This window comes from Mycobacterium parascrofulaceum ATCC BAA-614, from assembly GCF_000164135.1.
GTDB lineage: Bacteria > Actinomycetota > Actinomycetes > Mycobacteriales > Mycobacteriaceae > Mycobacterium > Mycobacterium parascrofulaceum.
On sequence record NZ_GG770553.1, the window covers coordinates 2,051,628 to 2,073,327 of the forward strand.

The 21,700-nt window shown below is 69.5% G+C and carries 22 protein-coding genes and 1 pseudogene; 1 reads left to right on the forward strand and 22 read right to left on the reverse strand.

Going from position 1 to position 21,700, the window contains the following annotated elements:
* From HMPREF0591_RS09630 to HMPREF0591_RS30805, 20 genes and pseudogenes are all read right to left on the reverse strand, one after another.
* Nucleotides 1-1,436 (reverse strand): NADH-quinone oxidoreductase subunit G (locus HMPREF0591_RS09630; protein ID WP_157137493.1); only part of this gene is annotated, 1,436 nt, incomplete at its 3' end.
* 79 nt (nucleotides 1,437-1,515) lie between these two features.
* Nucleotides 1,516-2,838 carry an NADH-quinone oxidoreductase subunit NuoF gene (gene nuoF, locus HMPREF0591_RS09635; RefSeq protein ID WP_007168309.1) on the reverse strand — a complete coding sequence of 441 codons (1,323 nt, stop codon included), beginning with the start codon at nucleotides 2,836-2,838 and terminating at the stop codon, nucleotides 1,516-1,518.
* Nucleotides 2,835-3,593 carry an NADH-quinone oxidoreductase subunit NuoE gene (nuoE, locus tag HMPREF0591_RS09640; protein WP_007168310.1) on the reverse strand — a complete coding sequence of 253 codons (759 nt, stop codon included), beginning with the start codon at nucleotides 3,591-3,593 and terminating at the stop codon, nucleotides 2,835-2,837. Before nuoE ends, nuoF begins: the two co-directional genes overlap by 4 nt.
* A complete protein-coding gene (nuoD, locus tag HMPREF0591_RS09645; protein WP_007168311.1) occupies nucleotides 3,590-4,927 on the reverse strand; it encodes an NADH dehydrogenase (quinone) subunit D in 1,338 nt (445 codons plus the stop codon). The genes nuoE and nuoD overlap by 4 nt, the downstream gene beginning before the upstream one ends.
* Nucleotides 4,927-5,634 (reverse strand): NADH-quinone oxidoreductase subunit C, encoded by a 708-nt coding sequence (locus HMPREF0591_RS09650; protein WP_007168312.1) that lies wholly within the window; start codon nucleotides 5,632-5,634, stop codon nucleotides 4,927-4,929. Before HMPREF0591_RS09650 ends, nuoD begins: the two co-directional genes overlap by 1 nt.
* Complete coding sequence (locus HMPREF0591_RS09655) at nucleotides 5,631-6,185, reverse strand: NuoB/complex I 20 kDa subunit family protein (RefSeq protein ID WP_003874821.1); 555 nt, start codon at nucleotides 6,183-6,185, stop codon at nucleotides 5,631-5,633. Before HMPREF0591_RS09655 ends, HMPREF0591_RS09650 begins: the two co-directional genes overlap by 4 nt.
* Nucleotides 6,186-6,192: 7 nt before the next feature.
* The gene (locus HMPREF0591_RS09660; RefSeq protein WP_007168313.1) at nucleotides 6,193-6,570 is read right to left on the reverse strand and encodes an NADH-quinone oxidoreductase subunit A; all 378 of its coding nucleotides are present in this window, start codon (nucleotides 6,568-6,570) and stop codon (nucleotides 6,193-6,195) included.
* Between the two features lie 237 nt (nucleotides 6,571-6,807).
* Nucleotides 6,808-7,221, reverse strand: coding sequence for an Rv3143 family two-component system response regulator (locus HMPREF0591_RS09665; protein ID WP_007168314.1), 414 nt, complete (start codon nucleotides 7,219-7,221; stop codon nucleotides 6,808-6,810).
* Between the two features lie 30 nt (nucleotides 7,222-7,251).
* On the reverse strand, nucleotides 7,252-7,800 hold the full coding sequence (locus HMPREF0591_RS09670; protein WP_040622200.1) for a YceI family protein: 549 nt from the start codon (nucleotides 7,798-7,800) through the stop codon (nucleotides 7,252-7,254).
* Between the two features lie 69 nt (nucleotides 7,801-7,869).
* Nucleotides 7,870-8,259, reverse strand: a complete 390-nt coding sequence (locus tag HMPREF0591_RS09675; RefSeq protein WP_007168316.1) for a nuclear transport factor 2 family protein — start codon at nucleotides 8,257-8,259, stop codon at nucleotides 7,870-7,872.
* 32 nt (nucleotides 8,260-8,291) lie between these two features.
* Nucleotides 8,292-8,639: a DUF6285 domain-containing protein gene (locus tag HMPREF0591_RS33770; protein ID WP_007168317.1), complete on the reverse strand. Its 348-nt coding sequence runs from the start codon at nucleotides 8,637-8,639 to the stop codon at nucleotides 8,292-8,294.
* Nucleotides 8,636-9,685: a phosphotransferase family protein gene (locus HMPREF0591_RS09685; RefSeq protein ID WP_007168318.1), complete on the reverse strand. Its 1,050-nt coding sequence runs from the start codon at nucleotides 9,683-9,685 to the stop codon at nucleotides 8,636-8,638. Before HMPREF0591_RS09685 ends, HMPREF0591_RS33770 begins: the two co-directional genes overlap by 4 nt.
* Nucleotides 9,682-10,917 (reverse strand): acyl-CoA dehydrogenase family protein, encoded by a 1,236-nt coding sequence (locus tag HMPREF0591_RS09690; RefSeq protein ID WP_007168319.1) that lies wholly within the window; start codon nucleotides 10,915-10,917, stop codon nucleotides 9,682-9,684. The genes HMPREF0591_RS09685 and HMPREF0591_RS09690 overlap by 4 nt, the downstream gene beginning before the upstream one ends.
* A 21-nt stretch (nucleotides 10,918-10,938) precedes the next feature.
* Nucleotides 10,939-11,553, reverse strand: a complete 615-nt coding sequence (locus tag HMPREF0591_RS09695) for a TetR/AcrR family transcriptional regulator (protein ID WP_007168320.1) — start codon at nucleotides 11,551-11,553, stop codon at nucleotides 10,939-10,941.
* The gene (locus tag HMPREF0591_RS09700; RefSeq protein ID WP_007168321.1) at nucleotides 11,553-12,458 is read right to left on the reverse strand and encodes a hydroxymethylglutaryl-CoA lyase; all 906 of its coding nucleotides are present in this window, start codon (nucleotides 12,456-12,458) and stop codon (nucleotides 11,553-11,555) included. The genes HMPREF0591_RS09695 and HMPREF0591_RS09700 overlap by 1 nt, the downstream gene beginning before the upstream one ends.
* A complete protein-coding gene (locus HMPREF0591_RS09705) occupies nucleotides 12,455-13,663 on the reverse strand; it encodes a CaiB/BaiF CoA transferase family protein (protein WP_007168322.1) in 1,209 nt (402 codons plus the stop codon). Before HMPREF0591_RS09705 ends, HMPREF0591_RS09700 begins: the two co-directional genes overlap by 4 nt.
* Nucleotides 13,660-14,850 carry an alpha/beta hydrolase gene (locus HMPREF0591_RS09710; protein ID WP_007168323.1) on the reverse strand — a complete coding sequence of 397 codons (1,191 nt, stop codon included), beginning with the start codon at nucleotides 14,848-14,850 and terminating at the stop codon, nucleotides 13,660-13,662. The genes HMPREF0591_RS09705 and HMPREF0591_RS09710 overlap by 4 nt, the downstream gene beginning before the upstream one ends.
* Nucleotides 14,851-14,852: 2 nt before the next feature.
* Nucleotides 14,853-15,956, reverse strand: coding sequence for a homogentisate 1,2-dioxygenase (locus tag HMPREF0591_RS09715; protein ID WP_007168324.1), 1,104 nt, complete (start codon nucleotides 15,954-15,956; stop codon nucleotides 14,853-14,855).
* A 180-nt stretch (nucleotides 15,957-16,136) separates the two neighbouring features.
* Nucleotides 16,137-17,108: an NADPH:quinone oxidoreductase family protein gene (locus HMPREF0591_RS09720; protein ID WP_040622202.1), complete on the reverse strand. Its 972-nt coding sequence runs from the start codon at nucleotides 17,106-17,108 to the stop codon at nucleotides 16,137-16,139.
* 22 nt (nucleotides 17,109-17,130) lie between these two features.
* Nucleotides 17,131-18,128, reverse strand: a pseudogene (locus HMPREF0591_RS30805) (acrylyl-CoA reductase family protein).
* A 22-nt stretch (nucleotides 18,129-18,150) separates the two neighbouring features.
* Here HMPREF0591_RS30805 and HMPREF0591_RS09725 point away from each other — a divergent pair.
* Complete coding sequence (locus tag HMPREF0591_RS09725; RefSeq protein WP_007168326.1) at nucleotides 18,151-19,008, forward strand: oxidoreductase; 858 nt, start codon at nucleotides 18,151-18,153, stop codon at nucleotides 19,006-19,008.
* On the opposite strand, the gene HMPREF0591_RS09730 is transcribed toward HMPREF0591_RS09725, so the two are convergent.
* Together HMPREF0591_RS09730 and HMPREF0591_RS09735 are read right to left on the reverse strand one after the other, a co-directional pair.
* Nucleotides 19,001-20,206 (reverse strand): acyl-CoA dehydrogenase family protein, encoded by a 1,206-nt coding sequence (locus HMPREF0591_RS09730; protein WP_007168327.1) that lies wholly within the window; start codon nucleotides 20,204-20,206, stop codon nucleotides 19,001-19,003. The two genes, HMPREF0591_RS09725 and HMPREF0591_RS09730, sit on opposite strands and share 8 nt — an antisense overlap.
* A gap of 32 nt (nucleotides 20,207-20,238) precedes the next feature.
* A complete protein-coding gene (locus HMPREF0591_RS09735) occupies nucleotides 20,239-21,648 on the reverse strand; it encodes an acyl-CoA dehydrogenase family protein (RefSeq protein WP_007168328.1) in 1,410 nt (469 codons plus the stop codon).
* Nucleotides 21,649-21,700 lie beyond the last annotated feature (52 nt).

Sequence of the window (21,700 nt, forward strand, 5' to 3'; positions counted from 1 at the left end):
GCGCCGGTGGCGTCGGCGAGCCGGGCGGCGGCCGACAGCCCGCCGGGCACCGTGGCCAGGCGTTCCCCGACCATGATGACCGCGCCGGGGGTGGACAGCAGCTCGCCCACCTCGCCGGTGGCCAGCCCGTCCAGCGCCGCCGCTTCGCCCCCCGGGGCGGTTTGGATCAGCCGCCCGGACATCTTCACCAGCGCGCGGGTCGCGAACGGCGCGACCGCGTACACCGGCAGCCCGTGCTTGCGTGCGGCCTTGCGCAGCCGCAGGAACACGATGGGCGACTCGTCCTCCGGCTCGAAACCGACCAACACGACCACCGGCGCCGATTCCAGATCGGCATAGCTGACGTCGCGGCGGCCGGCGATGCGCGCCGCCAGGAAGTCGGCCTCCTCGGCCGAGTTCGGGCGGGCGCGGAAGTCGATGTCGTTACTGTCCAACACGATTCGGGCGAACTTGGCGTACGCGTACGCGTCCTCCAGGGTCGCGCGGCCACCGACCAGCACGCCCGTGCGCCCGCGGGCCGCCGCCAGGCCCCGGATCGCCGTCGCCATCGCGTGCGACCACGAGGCCGGCACCAGGGCGCCGTCTGCATCGCGGATGAGGGGAGTGGTGATCACGTCCGGCCGGGTCGCATAGGTGAACGCCCACCGGCCCTTGTCGCAGTTCCACTCCTCGTTGACCTCGGGGTCGTCGCCGGCCAGCCGGCGCAGCACCTTGCCGCGGCGGTGGTCGGTGCGCTGGGCGCACCCGGACGCGCAGTGCTCGCAGACACTGGGGCTGGACACCAGGTCGAAGGGCCGGGCCCGGAAACGGTAGGCGCTGCCGGTCAGCGCGCCCACCGGACAGATTTGCACGGTGTTGCCCGAAAAGTACGAGTCGAACGGCTCGTTGGCGTAGATGCCGACCTGCTGCAGCGCGCCGCGCTCCTGCATGTCGATGAAGGGGTCGCCGGCGATCTGCTCGGAGAACCGCGTGCAGCGGGCGCACAGGATGCAACGCTCGCGGTCCAACAGCACCTGCGCGGAGATGTTGATCGGCTTGGCGAAGGTGCGCTTGACGTCGGTGAAGCGAGAATCGGCGCGGCCGTTGGACATCGCCTGGTTCTGCAGCGGGCACTCGCCGCCCTTGTCGCACATCGGGCAATCCAGCGGGTGGTTGATGAGCAACAGCTCCATCACCCCGTGCTGGGCCTTGTCCGCGGCCTCCGACGTGAGCTGCGTGCGCACGACCATGTCGTCGGTGGCGACGGTGGTGCACGACGCCATCGGCTTGCGTTGCCCCTCGACCTCGACCAGGCACTGCCGGCACGCACCGACCGGCTCGAGCAGCGGGTGGTCGCAGAACCGCGGAATCTGGATGCCCATCAACTCTGCCGCGCGGATCACCAATGTGCCCTTGGGCACGCTGATTTCGTTGCCGTCGATGGTCAGCGTCACCATGTCCGGCGGACGCGCCCCGGCTTTCTCGGGGCCGTCCTTGGGGTCGCCGGTCTCGGTCTTGGCGGCACTAGTCAAAGTGTCAAGCCTTTCCGTTCAGCATGGAATCTCGGGGGTCGAACGGGCAGCCACCGTCTTCGACGTGAGCCACGTATTCGTCGCGGAAGTACTTGATCGACGACATCACCGGGCTGGCGGCGCCGTCGCCCAACGCGCAGAACGACTTTCCCAGGATGGTGTCGGAGATGTCGAGCAGCTTGTCGATGTCCTCGTTGGTGCCCTTACCGGTTTCCAGCCGCTCGTAGATCTGGTCCAGCCAGAAGGTGCCCTCGCGGCATGGTGTGCACTTCCCACACGATTCGTGCTTGTAGAAGTAGGTCCAGCGCTGCACGGCGCGCACCACGCAGGTGGTCTCGTCGAAGATCTCCAGCGCCTTGGTGCCCAGCATGGAGCCGGCCGCGCCGACGCCCTCGTAGTCCAGCGGCACGTCGAGGTGCTCGTCGGTGAGCAGGGGGGTGGAGGAGCCGCCGGGCGTCCAGAACTTGAGCCGGTGCCCGGCCCGCACCCCGCCGGCGTAGGCGAGCAACTCGCGCAGCGTGATTCCCAGCGGGGCCTCGTACTGGCCGGGCCGGGCGACGTGGCCGGACAGCGAATACAGCGTGAAGCCGGGGGATTTCTCGCTGCCCATGGACCGGAACCAGTCGACGCCGTTGAGAATGATCGACGGCACGCTGGCGATCGTCTCCACGTTGTTGATCACCGTGGGGCAGCCGTAGAGCCCCGCCACCGCGGGGAACGGCGGCCGCAGCCGCGGCTGGCCGCGGCGGCCCTCCAGCGAATCGAGCAGCGCGGTTTCCTCGCCGCAGATGTAGGCGCCGGCGCCCGCGTGCACCACCAGCTCCAGGTCGAAACCCGAGCCGTTGATGTCGCGGCCCAGGTATCCGGCGGCGTACGCCTCGGCCACCGCGTTCTGCAGGCGGCGCAGCACCGGGAGCACCTCACCGCGCACGTAGATGAACGCGTGGCTGGCCCGGATCGCGTAGGCGGCGATGATGACGCCCTCGACGAGCACGTGCGGCGTCGCCAGCATCAGCGGAATGTCTTTGCACGTACCGGGTTCCGACTCGTCGGCGTTGACCACCAGATAGTGCGGCTTGGCGGCCGCGCCGGTGTCGCCCTGCGGGATGAACGACCACTTCGTCCCGGTCGAGAAGCCTGCGCCGCCGCGCCCGCGCAACCCGGAGTCCTTGACGGTGGCGATCACGTCGTCGGGCGCCATGGCCAGCGCCTTCTTCAATGCCTGGTAGCCGTCGTGGCGGCGGTAGGTTTCCAGCGTCCACGACTCGGGGTCGTCCCAGAACCGGCTGATGACCGGGGTGAGCGGCGTGGCCTGCGAGGTCGTCATGACTGGCTCCCGGGCGGGGTCGGCGCCTGCATGCCGTGTTCCTTCGCCACCTTCAGGCCCGCCAGCGTGGCCTCACCGGCGCCGCCCTGGCCCTGGTCCGGGCGCTGGTCGGGCAGGCCGGCCAGGATGCGCGACGTCTCGCGGAAGGCGCACAGCGGCGCGCCGCGCGTGGGCGGCTTGGGGTCACCCGAGCGCAGCGAGTCGACCAGTTCGCGCGCCGACTCCGGCGTCTGGTTGTCGAAGAACTCCCAGTTGACCATCACCACCGGCGCGTAGTCGCACGCCGCGTTGCACTCGATGTGTTGCAGCGTGACCGACCCGTCGGGCGTGGTCTCGTCGTTGCCGATGCCCAAATGCTCCTTCAGGGCGTCGAATACGGCGTCGCCGCCCATGATCGCGCACAGCGTGTTGGTGCAGACCCCGACCAGGTAGTCGCCCGTGGGCCCGCGGCGGTACATCGTGTAGAAGCTGGCCACCGCCGACACCTCGGCGCCGGAAAGCCCGAGCTGATCGCCGCAGAACTCCAGGCCCGCCGGGGTCAGGTAGGAGTCCTCGGCCTGCACCAGGTGCAGCAACGGCAGCAGCGCCGAGCGCTTGTCGGGGTAGCGGCCGATGATCTCCTTCGCGTCGACCTCCAGCCTTGCGCGCACCTCCGGCGAATACGTTTGCGGCGCACCCTCGGTGACGAACGCGTTGGGTTCCTCCGGCGGTGGGCCGAGCCGGACGAACACCGGCTGTCCCTGCGGGCCGGTCATCGGTCCACCCCGCCCATGACCGGGTCGATGCTGGCGACCGCCGTGATCAGGTCGGCCACCATGCCGCCCTCGCACATCGCGGCGACCGACTGCAGGTTGGTGAACGAGGGATCCCGGTAGTGCACCCGGTAGGGGCGGGTGCCGCCGTCGCTCACCATGTGCACGCCCAGCTCGCCGCGGGGCGACTCCACCGCGGTGTACACCTGGCCCGCCGGCACCCTGATGCCCTCGGTGACCAGCTTGAAGTGGTGGATCAGCGCCTCCATCGAGCTGCCCATGATCTTGGCGATGTGCTCTTCGGAGTTGCCCATGCCGTCGGGGCCCACCTTCAGGTCCGCCGGCCAGGCGATCTTGCGGTCCTCGACCATGATCGGGCCCGGCTTCAGCTTGTCCAGACACTGCTCGATGATCTTGATCGACTCCCACATCTCGTTCACGCGAATCATGTAGCGCCCGTAAGCATCACACGTGTCGGCGGTCATCACGTCGAATTCGTAGTTTTCATATCCGCAGTACGGTTCGCTCTTGCGCAGGTCGTGCGGCAACCCGGTGGCGCGCAGGATCGGCCCGGTGATGCCCAGCGCCATGCAGCCGGTCAGATCCAGGTAGCCGACGTCCTGGGTGCGGGCCTTCCAGATGGCGTTCTCGTTGAGCAGATCGCCCATTTCGCGCAGCACCTGGCGCAGCGGTTTGAGGGCCTCGGCGACGTCGGACTCCGCGCCCGGCGGTAGGTCCTGCGCGACGCCCCCCGGCCGGATGTAGGCGCTGTTCATCCGCAACCCGGAGATCTTCTCGAACAGGGTCAGGACGATCTCGCGCCCGCGGAACCCGACGAACATCGGCGTCATCGCGCCCAGTTCCATGCCGCCGGTGGCCAGCGCGACCAGGTGCGAGGAGATCCGGTTGAGTTCCATCATCATCACCCGGATGACGTTGACCCGCTCCGGGATCTCCTCGGTGATGCCGAGCAGCTTCTCCACGCCCAGGCAGTACGCGGTCTCGTTGAAAAACGGTGACAGGTAATCCATTCGGGTCACGAACGTGACGCCCTGGGTCCAGTAGCGGTATTCGAGGTTCTTCTCGATCCCGGTGTGCAGGTACCCGATCCCGCAGCGGACCTCGGTGACCGTTTCGCCCTCGATCTCGAGGATCAGCCGCAGCACCCCGTGGGTGGACGGGTGCTGGGGGCCCATGTTGACGACGATCCGTTCGCCGGGATCCGCGTTGCGGGCGGCGTCGACGATCTGGTCCCAGTCCTGGCCGCCGGCGACCAGGACGGTCTCCGGGCTTTCCGCGCCGCCTCCGCCGTTGGTCGAGTCAGTGATTGTGCTCATCAGTTGTACGCTCTCCGCTCGTCGGGCGGGGGGATCTGCGCTCCCTTGTATTCCACCGGGATGCCGCCCAGCGGATAGTCCTTGCGCTGCGGGTGGCCATGCCAGTCGTCGGGCATCTCGATGCGGGTCAGCGACGGGTGTCCGTCGAAGATGATGCCGAAGAAGTCGTACGTCTCGCGCTCGTGCCAGTCGGTGGTCGGATAGACCTTGTACAGCGAGGGGATGTGCGGATCACCGTCGGGCGCAGCCACTTCCAGGCGGACGCGGCGATTGTGCGTGATCGACTGCAACGGGTACACCGCGTGCAGTTCGCGTCCGGTCTCGTGGGGGTAGTGCACCCCGCTGACGCCCAGGCACATCTCGAAACGCAGGTCCGGGTCGTCGCGCAGGTGCTGGGCCACCCCGGGCAGCGCCTCGCGGCGCACGTGCAGCGTCAGCTCGTCGCGGTAGACGACGACTTTCTCGATCGCGTCGGAGAATTCGACGCCGGCGCCTTTCAGCGCCTCGGCCAGTTTGTCGACCACGTCGTCGAAATAGCGGCCGTAGGGGCGGGGGCTGCTGCCGGGGAGCATGACCTCGCGCACCAGGCGCCCGTAGCCGGACGTGTCGCCCGTGCCCTTGGCGCCGAACATGCCGCGGCGCACATCGATCACTTCTTCGTCGGCCCGACTGATCGCCTCTTGGGGGTCCTGGTCCGGCGAGCTCATCGCAGCAGCCCGCGCATCTCGATGGTGGGCCGGGCCGACAGCGCCGCCTGCTCGGCCTCGGCGATGGCCGTCTCCCGGTTGACGCCCAGCGGCATCTGCTGAATCTTCTCGTGCAGCTTGAGGATTGCGTACAGCAGCATCTCCGGGCGCGGCGGGCAGCCGGGCAGGTAGATGTCCACCGGGACCACGTGGTCCACGCCCTGCACGATCGCGTAGTTGTTGAACATCCCGCCCGACGACGCGCACACGCCCATGGCCAGCACCCATTTCGGCTCGGCCATCTGGTCGTAGATCTGACGCAGCACCGGTGCCATCTTCTGGCTCACCCGCCCCGCCACGATCATCAGATCGGCCTGCCGCGGCGTGGCCGAGAACCGCTCCATGCCGAACCGCGCGATGTCGAATCTTGGCCCGGCGGTTGCCATCATCTCGATGGCACAGCACGCCAACCCGAACGTCGCCGGCCACAACGAGTTCTTGCGCACATAGCCGGCCACCTTCTCGACCGTCGACAGCAGAATCCCACCGGGCAGCTGTTCTTCGAGACCCACGTCTACCTCAATCCCACGTCAGGCCGCCGCGGCGCCACACATAGGCGTACGCCACGAAAACCGTGAGCATGAACACCACCATCTCGACCAACGCGAACGTTCCCAGCGCGTCGTAACTGACCGCCCAGGGATACAAGAACACGATTTCGATGTCGAAGACGATAAAAAGCATTGCGGTCAGGTAATACTTCACCGGGAACCGCTGGCCGGGCGTCGCGTGCGGGCCACTCACCGACGTTTCGGTGGGCTCGATGCCGCATTCGTAGGGCGCCATCTTCGACTTGTTGTAGCGCGACGGGCCGGCCAGGCTCGCGATGACCACGGACCCCACGGCGAAGGCCGCGGCGATGGCTCCAAGCACCAGGATGGGTATGTAGACGTTCAACTCGCTCCAAGATCTCCTCGTACGGGTCGCCGTGCGGCGGCCGGGCGGGGGGCCGGGCTGCTGTGACGTACGCGGGCTGCGGCACGCCACAGTGACCTTCACAACATAGCGTCGCGAAGACGAGTGTGTTTTGTCGGGGTGGGGGTATTCGCCTCGTTTTTGTGTCGCCGCAACCGGGCGGCCCGCCGCCGGTCGCGACCGCGGTCACGCCGGCGGGTATCGACGCAGGTGAAGGCGCTAGCGGGTGGGGGTGCGAAGCAGCCCGAGCACGGTGCGCCCCAGCAGGATGGGGTCGATCGGATGCGGCACGGCGGCTTCGGCGCGCGACCAGCTGGCCAGCCAGGCGTCGTCCGGGCGACCGGTGAGCACCAGGATCGGCGGGCACGTCGTCAGTTCGTCTTTGAGTTGTTTGGCGATTCCCATGCCGCCGGTGGGCGTGGCCTCCCCGTCCAGAATGGCCAAGTCGATGCCGCCCTCGTCCATCTTCTGCACCACCATCGGCGCGGTCGCCACCTCGACGTAGGTCAGCTCGGGCAGGTCCGGATGCAGATGCCTGCCCAGCGCCCGGATCACCTGTTCGCGGGTTCTGGCGTTATCGCTGTAGACCAGGATCCGCAGGGCAACGCTGGATTCGGGGCTCGAGTCGGACACGGTGCAGATGCTACTGGTGCCGCGGCGGCGTCACTGGGCAGCCCGCGCGAAGACGGCTTCCGCGGCCGCCGTTGCGGTCTTGCCGATCATGCCGAGCCGGTTCCAGCCCAGGTCGAACTGGGTGCGGTCGACCTTGGCCGCCCCGGCGATCCGGATCGAGCCGTCGTCCAGCTCGGTGATCGTGGCCGACAGGGGCAGCGGCGCGGTGATGCCCTTGATGGTGAAGGCGGCGCGGAGGTCGGCGGCCCGGCCTCTCGGGGGGCCCTGGGTGGGGTGCACCGCGGTGACGACGACGCTGATCTCGGCGAAGCGCTCGACGTCGAAGAAGTCGGCCGAGCGCAGGTGCTTGTCGCGACGGCCGATGCCGGTATCCAGGGAGGCGGCGCGGATGTCCAGGCGGCCGAAAACCGCTCCCTTGCCCGTCAGTTGGCCGTCGCCGCTGAACTCGGTGAAGCGGCCCTTGACCTTGAGCAGGCCCCACAAGTTCGGGATCTTGAAGGTGATGGCCGAGCGGTCCGGGACGAGGTTCCACACACCGGCCAGCTCGGGATCGTTGAGAAGTGTTTCCAGAGTCGTCATCGTCACCCCCATCTGTCGTGGCGAACCTTCTGGCGAATCTCGTGGCGAATCTCGTGGCGAATCTAACGCCTAACCGAGCAGCGGCGCGATCTCGGCGGGGTCGAAGTACTCGTCGATCCGATCGAGCCGGCCGTCGCCACCCACCGTGATCACGATGCAGACGCGCATCGAGATCGACTGGCCGGCATGGCCGGTGGCGTGCAGGATGTGCTGCTGGACGAAACCGCCCTCGAAGAACCGCCGGTCCAGGATTTCATAGCGGCGCTCGGTGGTCGCGCCGATGAACCAGTCGATGACCCGCAGCGCGCGGGCCTTGCCGTCATCGCGGCGCGCGCCGACCCGCCACACGGCGATGTCGTCGCTCCACATCCGGTCGACCGCCGCGAAGTCGCCCTTCTCGATCGCCGCGAACAGGCGGTCGGCCGCGTCGGCGACGACTTCGGGGCTCGCAGTGCTCATTTTGATTCCTATCCGCCGAGCTATCCGCCGAGCTATTCGCCGTCTTCGCTGTCGTAGCCGGGGTGGGCGACGGCCACCCGCCGCCGCACCAGTGCGCGCAGGCAGGCGGTGACCTCGCGGTCCCGCCCGTCCAGCTCGCCGGCCCGGATCGCGGCGGCCAGCTCTTCCTCGTCGCCGAACCCGAGGCCGGCCAGCGCCTCGCGGGATTCGGCTTCGCTCTCGTCGAGCAGTTCGCGCTCGACGATGCGCAGCGCGTTCGCGGCCACCCTGGCGTGGAAGTTCACCTGGCCGCTGGTCGCCGCCCGCACGTCGGTCTCCAGGAATTCGGCCACCGCGGCCACCAGCTCGGCGGCCAGCGGGCGGCCGTACGTGCCGATCACGCGGGGTCCCCCGATTGCCCGCCTCCTCCTCGCGCCACATGGTGGCGCGCATCGTCGGCGGGCGGGTCCCCTTCGAGCAGGTCGAGCAGGTCCCACTCCGTCTCGCACACGCGGCGACCGATCGTGGCCAGCTCCACCGAGCGGAACTGACCGCTCAGATGCCGCTCCGCCTGGTAGCGGCAGATGACGCCCCAGCGCAGCGTGGCCAGCACCAGCCACCAGTGAAACGCCACCCGGTCGACGCTAGTCCCGCCGGCCTCCTCGTAGGCGTGCAGGAAGCTCTCGACGCTGCCGAGGCCGCCGGCGCCGAGGCCGGCCGGGGCGCCGAACCGCCAGGCCCGGATGCAGAACCAGGCCAGGTCGTCGTACGGGTCGCCGCGGTGCACCAGCTCCCAGTCGAGGACGGCGGCGAGGCGCGACCCGTCGACGATGAGGTTGCCCATCCGGTAGTCGCCGTGCACCAGGGCGTCCGCCGACGGTTCCGGCCGGTTGCGTTCCAGCCAGCGAAAGGCCCATTCGAAGGTGGCCGTGGTGTCACCCATGGCGTCGAGCCGCTCGCGCCACTGCGCGAGCGGGTCCTCGCGGGCCAGGCCGGGGATGTCCGGGTCGGCGCGGTGGATCGCCGCCAGGGCCTGCGCGCATTGCCGCAGCAGCCCCGTGCGGGCCGCCTGCCCGCCCGCGGCGTCGAGTTGACGCTGAATGCGCCGCACGATCGTCTCGCCCGCGATCTCGTCGCAGATGAGGAACGGATTACCCAGCGCGGCAATCGAATCCGCGGCGATCAGGACGTGGGGGACCGGCGCGCCGGCGGCGGCGGCGGCCGCCTGGGCGCGGGCCTCCAGCTCCATGCCGGCGTGCACGTCGTCGGGTGCGCCGGTGCGCAGGATCAGCGCTTGCCGACGGCCGGCGGTGACGGCGTCGAACGCCCACGTCGAGCGGCTGGCGCCCCCGGTCAACACGCGCAGGTTGTCCACCGCCACTTCGGCGCCCAGGACCGGCGCCAGCACGCCGGCCAGTCGGGCGGCCAGCTCCTCGGTCGACGTCACTTGCCGAACTTAAACAGCCGCTGCGCCACCCGGCGAATCTGGATCTCCTCGGCTCCCTCGGTGATCCGGTAGCGACGGTGGTGTCGATAGATGTGCTCGAACGGCTCGTGCCGGCTGTAGCCCAGTCCGCCGAAGATCTGCATCGCCCGGTCCGCGGCGTCGCAGACGAGCCGGTTGGCCCGGTAGTTGGCCATCGACACCTTGTCCGAGACCTCCATGTGGTGGTCGCGGTCCAGATGCCAGGCGGCGTAGGCGACCAGCAGCCGCACCATCTGGGCCTCGGTCTGCAATTCGGCCAGCGGCCACTGCACCGCCTGGTTCACCGACAGCGGCTCGCCGAACACCGTGCGCGTGCCGGCGTATTCGGCGGCGCGGTCGATGCAGTACTGCGCCGCGCCCAGGCTGCTCGCCGCCTGCCGAATCCTGTTCTCGTGCAGGAACGTCTGCGCCACTTCCAGGCCGCGATCCACCTCGCCGAGCACCGCGTCGGCGGGCACCCGGACATCGGTCAACGCAACCTCGCCATGATCGGTCGGCATGTTGAACGTCCACCAGTAGTAGGGCACGTCGAACCCGGGCGCATCCGTGGGCACCAGGAACGCGGTGATGCCCCGCGCCTGGCCCGGCTCACCGGAGGTGCGGGCGAACACCAGGTCGTGGGTCGCGCGGTGGACGCCGGTGTTGAACCGCTTGGAGCCGTTGATGATCCAGCCGTCCCCGTCGGCCTGCGCACGCGTCTCGAGCCACGTCGCGTCCGAGCCGTGCTGCGGCTCGGTCAGCCCGAACGCCATGGACCGCTCCCCGGTGATCAGCGCCTCGGACCAGTCCCGGCGTTGCTCCTCGGTGCCGAACCGCTCCATCATGATCACCTGCGGGAAGTTCCCGACGATCGAGGACTCGTTCTGCAGGTCGTTGTGCAGGCCGAGGCCCTTGTGCGCCAGGTGTTCCCGGATGACGGCCATGTCGACGTTGGTGCCGTCCCGCCCGCCCAGCGAGGCGGGCAGCCCGTAACGCAGCCAGCCCGCCTTGTCGGCGCGCCTGCGCATCTCGGCGAGCAGGTCCTCCCACTCGCGGGTCGGGACGCCGTCGTTGTCCCAGTCGGTGCGGGCGTGTTCGCGGCGCTTGTCGAAGTACTGGATGTGTTCGCGCTCCAGCGGTTTGATCTCGGCCTCGATGAACTCGTCCATCTCGGCGAGCAGACCCGGAAGGTGTTCGGGGAGGGTGAAATCCACAGTCGTCTCCTTTGGGAAGGCTCACGCGCCGTACAGGGTTTTCTTCCAGATCGTCGCCAGGGTGGCGATGGCGTCCTCGTCGCTGATCTTCAGCCCCAGGTTGGAGGGGCCGACGAAGACGGTGGTGAAGTTCTCGAACAGCAGGGCGATCGCCGCCGCGGTGTGTTGCGGGTCGAGCTCTGTCGCGTAGCCCTGCTCCTGGGCGCGGCGGACGGAGGCGGCGACGATGTCCATGCCGAAGCGGCGGAACTCGTTCTGGACGGCCGCGAAGCGGCGCTGGGTGGCGGCCAGCTGCGCCACGGCGATCATGATGCCGATGTTCTGTTTGAACATGTTCCAGTACCCGGTGACCACCGAGGTGAAGAACGCGTCGTCGTCGGGCGATACGGGTGGCTCGAGGCTCAACCCGGACGGCGTCACGACGTCGTGCAGGAACGATTCCGCCAGGGCCGCGAGCAGGTCTTCCTTGTCGTCGAAGTACCGGTAGAACACCGCGGGCGACTTGCCCGCGGCCGACGTGATGTCGGCCAGCGTGGTGCCGTGAAAGCCGCGCTCGGCGAACAACTTCCGGGCGGCCTGCTCGATCGCCTGCCTGGTCTGGCGGCCCTTGGCGGTCAGCGCGTCCGGGGCGGCCATCAGGTCCGCCTGCGGTCGCCGGCGCGCAGCAGCGCGCTCGGCAAGTCGTGCCCGACAGCGGCTTTGGCGACGCCGGCCGCGGCGATCGCGGCCTGCAGGTCGACGTCGACGCCGATGCCGCTGTCGCGCAGCAGGTACACCAGGTCCTCGGTGGCGATGTTGCCGGTGGCGCCGGGCGCGAACGGGCAGCCGCCCAGCCCGCCCACCGAGGCGTCCAGCCGGGTCACCCCCGAGGTGACCGCGGCGTAGGCGCTGGCCAGCCCGGAGCCGCGGGTGTTGTGGAAGTGGCCGCCCAAGGGCAGGTCGCCGAGCACCGGACGCAGTTGTGCGATCAGCGAACTCACCCGGCCCGGGGTGGCGGTGCCGATCGTGTCGGCGATCGAGAGGCGGTCGGCGCCGCGGTCACGCGCGGCCGCGGCGATCTGCAGCACCCGCTCGGGCGGGGTGGGGCCCTCGAACGGCGAGTCCCACGCGGTGGCGATCACCACCTCGACGGTGACCGGAAAGCTGGAGGGGCCGCCGTGCGCGATCGCGACGATCTCGTCGATCGCCTCGGTGGCCTGCGCGCTGGTGCGCCCGACGTTGGCCTGGCTGAACGTGTCGTCGGCCGCCACGACGTACTCGATCGAGCGCAGGCCGGCGGCCACGGCCCGCTTGGCCCCGTTCGGGCTCGCGACCAGGGCGGAGAACTCGATGTCGGGGTAGTCGCGCAGGTGGGCGGCGAGCTCGGCGGCGTCGGCCATCGACGGCACCTTCGTCGGCGAGACGAACGCCGTGGCCTCGACCTCGCGGACCCCGGTCGCGGCGATCGCGGCCAGCAGTTCCAGCTTGGCCGACAACGGGATCGGCGCTTCGATCTGCAGGCCGTCGCGCAGGGCGACCTCGCGAATGACGACGTGCGTCACAGCACCTCCTCGGCGCGCAGCTCCTCGAGCTCGTCGGCGGTGATGCCGAGCAGCCCGGCGTAGACGTCGTCGTTGTGCTGGCCGGGGCGCGCCGGCCCGGCGTTGCGGACCCGGCCCGGCGATTCCGAGAGCACCGGCACGACGCCCGGCCCCAGCACGTTGCGCCCCAGCCGTTCGTCGAAGTGGTCGACCAGCATGCCGCGGGCGCGCAGCTGTGGGTCCTTGACGACCTCCGCGACGGTGTTGATCGGGCCGGCGATCACCCCTGCGGCACTGAGGGTTTCGATGATGTCGCCGGGTTGGCGTTCGGCGGCCCACGCGCCGATGAGCTCGTCGAGTTCGTCCTGGTTGCGGCCGCGGGCGCCGTGCGTGGCGAACCGGTCGTCGGTGGCCAGCTCGGGGCGGCCCATCGCCTTGCACAGCCGGGCGAAGACGGTGTCCTGGTTGGCGGCGATCACCACCCACGACCCGTCGGCGCTGCGGTAGATGTTGCTCGGCGCGATGCCCTCGAGCCGGGTACCCGACGGCCCGCGCACCACGCCGCCCACGTCGTAGTCGGGGATGGTGGATTCCTGGACCGCCAAACAGGATTCGGTCAGCGCGACGTCCACCACCTGGCCGCGCCCGGTGATGCCGCGGCGGTACAGCGCCGCCAGCGCGCCCTGGGCGCCGAACATGCCGGCCAGGGTGTCGCCGAGCGAGAGCGCGAGCCGCGGCGGGGGACCGCCGGGAAAGCCGTTGAGGTGGCGCAGCCCGCTGGCCGCCTCGGCCACCGAGGCGTAGCCGGCCTTGCGCGCATCGGGGCCGGTCTGCCCGTAGCCGGACACCCGGACCAGGATGATGCCCGGGTTGCGGGCGCTGAGCACGTCGTAACCCAGGCCCCATTTCTCCAGCGTCCCCGGGCGGAAGTTCTCCACGACGATGTCGGACTTCTCGACGAGGTCGCAGAACAGCTCGCGGCCGCGGGGCTTTCGCAGGTCGAGGGTGATCGCCCTCTTGTTGCGCGCGTGCACCGTCCAGAAGACGTGCTGGCCGTCCACCTCGGCCTGGCCCCAGGTGCGCAACGGGTCCGGGGCGCCGGGGGGTTCCACCTTGATGACGTCGGCACCCAGGTCGCCCAGCAGCCGCCCGGCGAAGGGGCCCGCGATCAACGTGCCCAGCTCGAGCACCCGGACGCCGTCCAGCGCCCCCGCCGGTGCCGTCATTCTTTGCCCGCGAAGTCGTGGCGGACCAGCCAGTCGGTGACGACGTCGACGGCCGCGCGCAGCTTGTCCCGCTGGTCGGGGCCCGCGTAATAGTGGGTGGCGCCGGGGATTTCGTGCATCTCCTTGTCGTGATGCCCGATCGCGTGGAAGAGCCGCCGGGTGTGGCTGGGGGTGCACGCGTCGTCGGCCAGGTTGCCGATGACCAGGGCCGGGACCGCGATGTCGGCGCCGCAGGCCACCCCGTCGCCGCGGGCGTCGTCGTAGCTCCACTGCGAGAGCCAGCCCCGCAGCGTGGAAAAGCGGGCCAGCCCCACCGGGCTCATGTTCACCAGTTGAGGATCCCCCAGGTAGCAGGTTCCCGGGGTGCGTTCGTTGGGATCGACGGTCGGGTCCAGCCAGCGGGGATCGGCCATGGTGCCGTGCACGACGAAGCAGAACTCTGCGACATCAGCGTCGGGGCGCCCCGATGATTTCAGCTCGGCGAGCTTGTCCCTGACCCACGCGGTGATGCGCCGGTTGCGGTCGATCTGCGCCTGCCGGTAGCGCGCCAGGAATTCCTGGCTGTAGGGCGGCTGGTTGGGGTTGTCCGGGTTGTACAGGTCCAGCTCGGGATCGCGCTTGGTGGGGTCGGATTCGTCGAGGATCGACGCGTCGAGCCATTCGGTGAGCGTGCCGTGCCGGCTGATGTGCGCGGCCAACAGCATGATGCCGTCGGCGGGCGTCAGGTCCAGGGCGGTCAGGTCGGGGCCGTCGCCCGACGGGCTCGACGTGATGGTCGGGTGCTGGGCCTGCTGCTGGTAGAACACCGACAGCGAGCCGCCGCCGCTCCACCCGGCGAGCACGACCTTCTGATACCCCAGCCGCTTCTTGGCGTCCTTGATGCACTCGCCGAGGTCCTCGACCACCTTCTCCATCAGCAGCGCGGAGTCGGTCCCGCGGAACCGGCTGTTGCAGTAGATGACGTGGTGGCCGGCCCGGGCCAGCGCGTTGATCATCGGCAGGTAGGCGCCGCCGCCGATCGGGTGCATGAACACCAGCACGGTGTCCGACGCCTTGTCTTTCGGCCGGAGCAGGTAGCTCTCCAGGACGGTGATCTCGGCCAGGCCGCCGTAGACGTCGCGGACGCCGGAATTGTTCTGGAAGGCAACGAGATAGGGGATGCGTTCGTATTCGTGGCGGGGTGTCATGGTCAGTGTTGTCCTAGGTCGTGCGCCAGCACCTCGGCCGACGGGGTCAGGCGCCGGCGGGTGTCGACGGCGATCACTTGCCAATCGACGCGGGAATACTCGTCGAACTTGCGGCGCGCCCGCTCCCGCGCCTTCTCCGGTGCGCCGTGGTGAACGCCTTGCGGCGCATGGGAAATCAGGCCCGGCGGCATCGGGATGCCGTAGAGCGAGCCGCCGTGGAAGAAGGCGATCTCGTCGTAGTCGACGTTGCGGTGATACCACGGCGTGCGCTCGGTGCCCTGGACACCTTCGGCCGGCTTCGGCAGGAAATTCATCACATAGACGCCGGTCGCCTGCATGAACAGGTGCACGGTCGGCGGCAGGTGGACGCTGTCGGAGGTGACGACGTTGTAGTCGGCGATGTTGAACGTGAACGGGAAGTTGTCCCCGCGCCAGCCCTCGACGTCGAGCGGGTTGTGTTGGTAGAACAGCGTCGTCGGCCCGCCTTGCAAAATATCCCGGTGGACGAGCCGGACCTCGTATTCGTCCCGCCCGTCGTCGTCGATCGGCGCCGGGTCGGGGATGGTGGCCTGCGACGGGTCGAACGGGAAGTGCCGGCCCAGCGGCCCGGGCGGCGGCACCCGGAATTCGTCGGTGGCCTCGACCATCAGCATCGTCGTCGGACCGTCGGGGACCTGCCGCCAGGTGCACGCCTTCGGCAGGTAGACCCAGTCGCCGGCGGAATAGCGCAACGGCCCGAACTCGGTCTCCAACAGGCCGTCGCCCTGATGCACGAAGCACAGCAGGTCGCCGTCGACGTGGCGCGCGTAGAACGGCATCGACTCGTGGCGCCGGCTCAACAGGATTCGGCAGTCGGCGTTGCTGAACATCAGCAGGGGACCGCCGTTGGCGTCGGTGGCGTCACTGGGCTTCAGCTCGCTGGAAAGCACGTCGACCGGGCGCAGCGGGCCGACCGACCGATAGGCGGTGGGGTCGTGGCGGCGGTAGAGGTTCGCGGTGCGACCGGTGAACCCGCCCCGCCCCAGCTCGTCGTCCTTGAGGCCGTCGAGGTCGGCATGCAGGCGGCGCGGTGTCTTGCCTTTTCGCAAGTGGACGAAGGATTCCATGGGTGACCCCCGGCTCGGCGGCTACAGTGCGGCTACGAAACTGAAAGTGACATTACTTTTTGTTTCACGGTCACACAAGGGGCCCGGTTTCCCGCCCACGAGACATCATCCTTTGCGAACCGCGCCGGCGTGTCCTCGCAGACGTTTATGTGTCGCCGGTCAGCCGGGGCCCAACGACCGTCAGTCGCGGACGCGCACCACGACCTTGCCCCTGGCCGTGCGGTTCTCCAACGACGCGACCGCGGCGGCCGCCCGGTCGAGGGGATAGACCTCGGGGTTGGGGGCGGCCAGCCGGCCCGAGCTGAGCAGCTCCTCCAGCCCCGCCCACTGCTCGGCCAGCGCGTTCGGGTGCGTCGCCGTCCAGGCGCCCCAGCCCACGCCGACCACGTCGATGTTGTTGAGCAGCAACCGGTTTACCTTCACCGTCGGGATGTCCCCGCCGGTGAAGCCGACGACCAGCAGCCGCCCGCCCGGGGCCAGCGAGCGGAGCGAATCGGTGAACCGGTCGCCGCCGACCGGGTCGAGCACGACGTCGACGCCGCGGCCGCCGGTGAGCTCCTTGACGGCGTCCTTGAAGCCGTCGGCCAGCACCACGTCGGTGGCCCCGGCGGCCGTCGCGACGTCCGCCTTCTCCTCGGTGCTGACGACCGCGATGGTGCGCGACGCCCCCAGCAGCGAAGCCAGCCGGAGCGTCGAGGTCCCGATGCCGCCGGCGGCGCCGTGCACGAGCACCGTTTCGCCCTCGGCCAGCCGGCCGCGCACGGTCAGCGCGAAGTACACGGTCAGGTCGTTGAACAGCAGACCGGCGCCCGCCTCGAAGCTCACGTTGTCGGGGAGCTTGAACACCCGGTCGGGCTGCAGGATCGCGACTTCCGCCATGCCGCCGGACAGCATCGTGAGTCCGACGACCCGGTCGCCGGCCTGCACGTGCGCGCCGTCCGGCGCCGAGCGAACCACGCCGGCGATCTCGGCGCCCAGCACGAACGGCGGCTCGGGGCGGTACTGGTAGAGGCCCCGGGTCAGCAGGGCGTCGGGGAAGGCGGCGCCGGCGGCGTGCACCTCGACGACCACGCCGTCACCCGACGGCTCGTCGACCTCCGCCACCTCGATCGCGTCCGGACCGTCCAGCCGAGTCACCCGTGCAGCGCGCATGGTCGGACAGCCTACTGCCGGCTCAGAAGCCGTCGGCGACCCGCACCACCGCGCGCCCGGTGAACTTGCCGGCGCGCACCTGATCCAGCACCTCGACGACGTCCCGGACGTCGACGTCGCGGCTGAGTGCCTCGAGGTGACGCGGGCGCAGCGAATCACCCAGCAGCGCCCACAGTTTGCGGCGCGGCCCGATCGGCATCTGCACGAGTCCATCCCGAGCAGGGCGATGCCGCGCAGGATGAACGGCATCACGGTGGTGTGCAGCGCCGGCCCGCCGGTGAGGCCGCTGCAGGCCACCGCCCCGCCGTAGTCCACGGCGCTGAGCACGTCGGCCAGCGTCGCGCCGCCGACGCAATCCACCGCGCCCGCCCAGCGCGCCTTGGCCAGCGGCCGCGGCTTGGCGTCGGGATCCTCCGGCAGCCGGCCGATAACCTCGGCGGCGCCAAGCTCTTTCAGCAGTCCGGCCGCGCTCTCCTTGCCGGTGGAGGCGACCACCCGGTAGCCGTTGGCGGCCAACAGGTCGACGCTGACGGAGCCCACGCCGCCGGACGCGCCGGTGACCACGACCGACCCGGACCCGGGTTGCAGGCCCCAGTCGATCAACGCCTGCACGCTCATCGCGGCGGTGAAGCCGGCGGTCCCGATCGCCGCGCCCTCGCGCGGGCTCAACGCGCCGAGCGCGACGACCTGGTCGGCCGGCAGCCGCGCGTATTCGGCGTAGCCGCCGTGGTGGCCGGTGCCGATCGCATACCCGTGGGCCAGCACCTGCTCGCCGACGGCGAAGTCGGGTGATCGCGACTCCACGACCTCGCCCGTCAGGTCGATGCCGGGCACCACGGGGTAGCTGCGCACCACGCCACCGCGTGGGGTCAACGCCAGGGCGTCCTTGTAGTTCACGCTCGAATACAGCACCCGGATCGTCACCTCACCGGGCGGCAGGTCCGACTGGTTCAGCGTCTCGACCGACGCGGTTATCCGGTCACCATCTTCGCGGGCGACGAGCGCTTGAAACGTGTCCATGCCTCGACGCTAACCTCACCGTATGGATTCCTTTCCACTCGGTCGGTTTTCGGTCTCCCGGATCGGGTTCGGCGCCATGCAGTTGCCCGGCCCGAACGTGTTCGGCCCGCCGCGGGACCGCGACGAGGCGCTGGCCGTGCTGCGGCGGGCGGTCGAACTCGGCGTCGACCACATCGACACCGCCCAGTTCTACGGCCCCGACGTGGCCAACGCGCTCATCCGCGAGGCGCTGCATCCCTACCCCGAGAACCTGGCCCTGGTGAGCAAGGTCGGTGGGCGTCGCGACGACAGCGGCGGCTGGCTGCCGGTCGACGCACCGGCCGACCTGCGCCGCGACATCGAGACCAACCTGCGCGCGCTCGGCGTCGACCAACTGGCCGCGGTCAACCTGCGCCTGTTCGAAAGCGACGGGCCGGATCAGCTCTTCGACGACCAGCTTTCGGCCATGATCGAGGCCCGCGACGACGGCCTGATCGGCGGCATCGGGCTGAGCAACGTCAACCGCGAACACCTGCTGCATGCCCTGGACCGCACCGAAATTGCCTGTGTGCAAAACGCTTACAACCTGTTGGACCGGTCGTCGGAGCCCGTGCTGCGTGAGTGCACGGCGCGCGGCATCGCCTTCGTTCCGTTCTTCCCGCTGGGGGCCGCCTTCGTGCAGCCGAACCCGGTGCTCACTCACCGGTCGGTGGTCGACACCGCCGAGCGGATCGGGTGCACGCCGGCGCAGGTCGCGCTCGCGTGGACGCTGAGCGTGGCGCCCAACGTGCTGCTGATCCCCGGCACCTCGTCGGTGCGGCACCTGGAGGAGAACCTGGACGTCGCGTCGATCGAGCTGGACGAGGACACCCGCGGAAGGCTGAACGCGCTGGCTACTTGAGTTCGGCCGACGACAGCCCAAGCAGGCGGCGCGCGACCACCAGCTGCTGGATCTGTTGGGTGCCCTCGAAGATGTCCAGGATCTTGGAGTCGCGGGCCCACTTCTCCAGCATTGACTGCTCGGAATAGCCCGCAGTACCGGCCAATTCGACGGACTTGAGGGTGACGTCGCTGGCCATCCGGCCGGCCTTCGCCTTGCTCATCGACGCCTCTTTGGAGTTGGGGATCTTGTTGTCGGCCTGCCAGGCCGCGCGCAACGCGAGCAGGTAGGCGGCCTCCCAGTCGGCCTCCATCCGCAGGAACTCGGCCGCCGCCGCGCTCTGGACGTGCGACGGCTTGTCATACGAGATCTCCACGCCGGCCTCGGTGAGGATCTTGCGGATCTCCTCGAGCGCGGCGCGGCCGACGCCGATGGCCATGGCCGCCACGATCGGGCGGGTGTTGTCGAAGGTCTCCATCACCCCCGAAAATCCCTTGCCCTCCTCGATTTCCGGGTTGCCGAGTAGGTTCTCCCTGGGGATGCGGACGTTGTCGAACCGGATCGCCGCGGTGTCGGAGCCCTTGATGCCCAGCTTGCGCTCGAGGCGCTCGACGGTGACGCCGGGATGCTCGCGCGGGACGATGAACGACTTGATGGCCGCGCGGCCCTTCGACTTGTCCAGAGTGGCCCACACCACGATGTGGGTGGCGCGCGAACCGGCGGTGACGTAGATCTTTTCGCCGTTGATCACGTATTCGTCGCCGTCCAGCTTGGCGGTGGTGGACACGGCCGCCGAGTCCGATCCGAAGCCCGGCTCGGTGATGGCCATCGCCGCCCAAACCTTGCCCAGGCGTTCCAGCTGTTCTTCGGTGGCGACGGCGGAGATGGCCGCGTTGCCCAGCCCCTGGTAGGGGACCGACAACATCATCGCGACGTCGCCCCAGCAGGCCTCCAGCGTCTGCAGGAGCGCCGCCATGTTGGCGCCGTTGTGGTTTTGGTCCCTGTCCTTGTTCTCGTCGCCGAGCTTGTCGGCCCCGGCGAATTCGATCGATTCCGAGGCGCCCGCGAACAGGTTGTACAGCGTGTCCAGCTCGACGGGGTAGGCGTGTTCCTTGAGGTCGTACTTGCGGGCGATCGGCCGCATCAGCTCCGCCGCGCCCTGATGGGTCTTCACGGCTACCGCTTGCAGCTTGCGGGGCAGTTCCAGATTGATTGCCATGATTGGTCTTTCAGTTCGAGTGGACTAGCGGTCTAGATGACGACGACGCCCTCGGCCACGCCGATGGCCCGCAGGTCGCGATACCAGCGCTCGACCGGGTGTTCTTTGGTGAAGCCGTGGCCGCCGAGCAGCTGCACGCCGTCCAGGCCGATCTGCATGCCCTTGTCGGCGCCCAGCCGCTTGGCCAGCGCCGCCTCGCGAACGAAGGGCAGGCCCTGTTCGGCACGCGCGGCGCCGCGCCAGGTGATCAGCCGCAGCCCGTCCAGCTCGATGGCGATGTTGGCGCACATGAACGCCACGGCCTGGCGATGGGCGATCGGCTCGCCGAAAGCCTCGCGCTCCTTGACGTAGGGCACCACGTAGTCGAGCACCGCGTGCGAGGTGCCCACCGCCAGCGCCGCCCAGCCGAGCCGGGACAGCGCGATCGCCTCGGAGTAGTCCTGGTCCGTTGCCTCGTCTTCGCCGAGCCGCGCGCTCAGGGGGACCGTGACGCCGGAGAGCTCCACGTGCCCCAGGGCCGCCGCGCGGACGCCCATGCTCGGATCCGGCTTGACGGTGAGGCCTTTCGTCGACGACTCGACGATGAACAGGGCCGGCTTGCCCTCCAGCTGGGCGCCGACGACGAACAGCTCCGCGTCGGCGGCCGCCGGGACCAACGACTTCACGCCGTCGAGGCGGTAGCCGCTGGGGGTGCGCACCGCGGTGGTCGCCAGGCGGGTGGGGTCGAACAGCGGTTGCGGCTCGGCGATCGCGACGCAGGCCTGCGGGACGTTCTCGCCGGCGAACTCGGGCAGATAGGTGGCCTGTTGGTCCGCGCTGCCCCAGTGGGTCAGCGCGGAGGCGACGCCGCCGGGGGCCAGGATCGGCAGCGCGAGACCCATGTCGCCGTAGGCGAGCGCCTCGGCCACCAGCACGTTGGTCACGCTGGAGCGGTGGGCGGCGATGCCCTCGAAGTCCTCGGGGATGTTGATCGCCGTGATGCCCAGCTCGGCGGCCTTGGCGATCAGATCGGCCGGGTAGGTCGCCGCCTCGTCGGCATCGGGTGCCGCGGGCCGCAGCACCTCCTCGGCGAACTCGTTGAGCGTCTCGACGATCATCTTCTGGTCGTCGTCGGGCGTCAGGTCGAAATAGTCCTTGCCGCTCGACTTGAGCCGGGTGGGTCCGCTGCGCACGTTTTGCAGCCGCTTGAACTGCCGGGAGGCGGCGGCGGCGGTGGAGAAGACGGTCTTGGTGCCGTACTGCAGGCCCCGGTTGACCGGGTCACGCAGCCGGTACTTGTCCAGGAACTCCTGACCCATCAGCGGGGTGAGCAGCGCGATGGCGATGTCGACGCCCGTGCGCTTGTGCGGTTGCAGCCCGACCCCACTGGGATGGTCTTTGCGCTTCTGGCGGGCGCGGGCGGATTTCGAAGTCTTCGGTGAACCGGAACGCGTGTCGGTCATGTCGGCAGCCTGTAGTAGTTGGGGCAGTGCGGATGACCCGATCTTACTCCGG

What these genes read in the sequence shown, in the direction of transcription:
- nuoF (WP_007168309.1), bottom strand. Translation starts at nt 2,838, where the DNA reads ATGACGACCTCGCAGGCCACGCCGCTCACCCCGGTCATCAGCCGGTTC.
- nuoE (WP_007168310.1), bottom strand. Translation starts at nt 3,593, where the DNA reads ATGACCGGCCCGCAGGGACAGCCGGTGTTCGTCCGGCTCGGCCCACCG.
- nuoD (WP_007168311.1), bottom strand. Translation starts at nt 4,927, where the DNA reads ATGAGCACAATCACTGACTCGACCAACGGCGGAGGCGGCGCGGAAAGC.
- HMPREF0591_RS09650 (WP_007168312.1), bottom strand. Translation starts at nt 5,634, where the DNA reads ATGAGCTCGCCGGACCAGGACCCCCAAGAGGCGATCAGTCGGGCCGAC.
- HMPREF0591_RS09670 (WP_040622200.1), bottom strand. Translation starts at nt 7,800, where the DNA reads ATGACGACTCTGGAAACACTTCTCAACGATCCCGAGCTGGCCGGTGTG.
- HMPREF0591_RS09675 (WP_007168316.1), bottom strand. Translation starts at nt 8,259, where the DNA reads ATGAGCACTGCGAGCCCCGAAGTCGTCGCCGACGCGGCCGACCGCCTG.
- HMPREF0591_RS09695 (WP_007168320.1), bottom strand. Translation starts at nt 11,553, where the DNA reads ATGGCCGCCCCGGACGCGCTGACCGCCAAGGGCCGCCAGACCAGGCAG.
- HMPREF0591_RS09705 (WP_007168322.1), bottom strand. Translation starts at nt 13,663, where the DNA reads ATGACGGCACCGGCGGGGGCGCTGGACGGCGTCCGGGTGCTCGAGCTG.
- HMPREF0591_RS09710 (WP_007168323.1), bottom strand. Translation starts at nt 14,850, where the DNA reads ATGACACCCCGCCACGAATACGAACGCATCCCCTATCTCGTTGCCTTC.
- HMPREF0591_RS09715 (WP_007168324.1), bottom strand. Translation starts at nt 15,956, where the DNA reads ATGGAATCCTTCGTCCACTTGCGAAAAGGCAAGACACCGCGCCGCCTG.
- HMPREF0591_RS09720 (WP_040622202.1), bottom strand. Translation starts at nt 17,108, where the DNA reads ATGCGCGCTGCACGGGTGACTCGGCTGGACGGTCCGGACGCGATCGAG.
- HMPREF0591_RS09725 (WP_007168326.1), top strand. Translation starts at nt 18,151, where the DNA reads ATGGATTCCTTTCCACTCGGTCGGTTTTCGGTCTCCCGGATCGGGTTC.
- HMPREF0591_RS09730 (WP_007168327.1), bottom strand. Translation starts at nt 20,206, where the DNA reads ATGGCAATCAATCTGGAACTGCCCCGCAAGCTGCAAGCGGTAGCCGTG.
- HMPREF0591_RS09735 (WP_007168328.1), bottom strand. Translation starts at nt 21,648, where the DNA reads ATGACCGACACGCGTTCCGGTTCACCGAAGACTTCGAAATCCGCCCGC.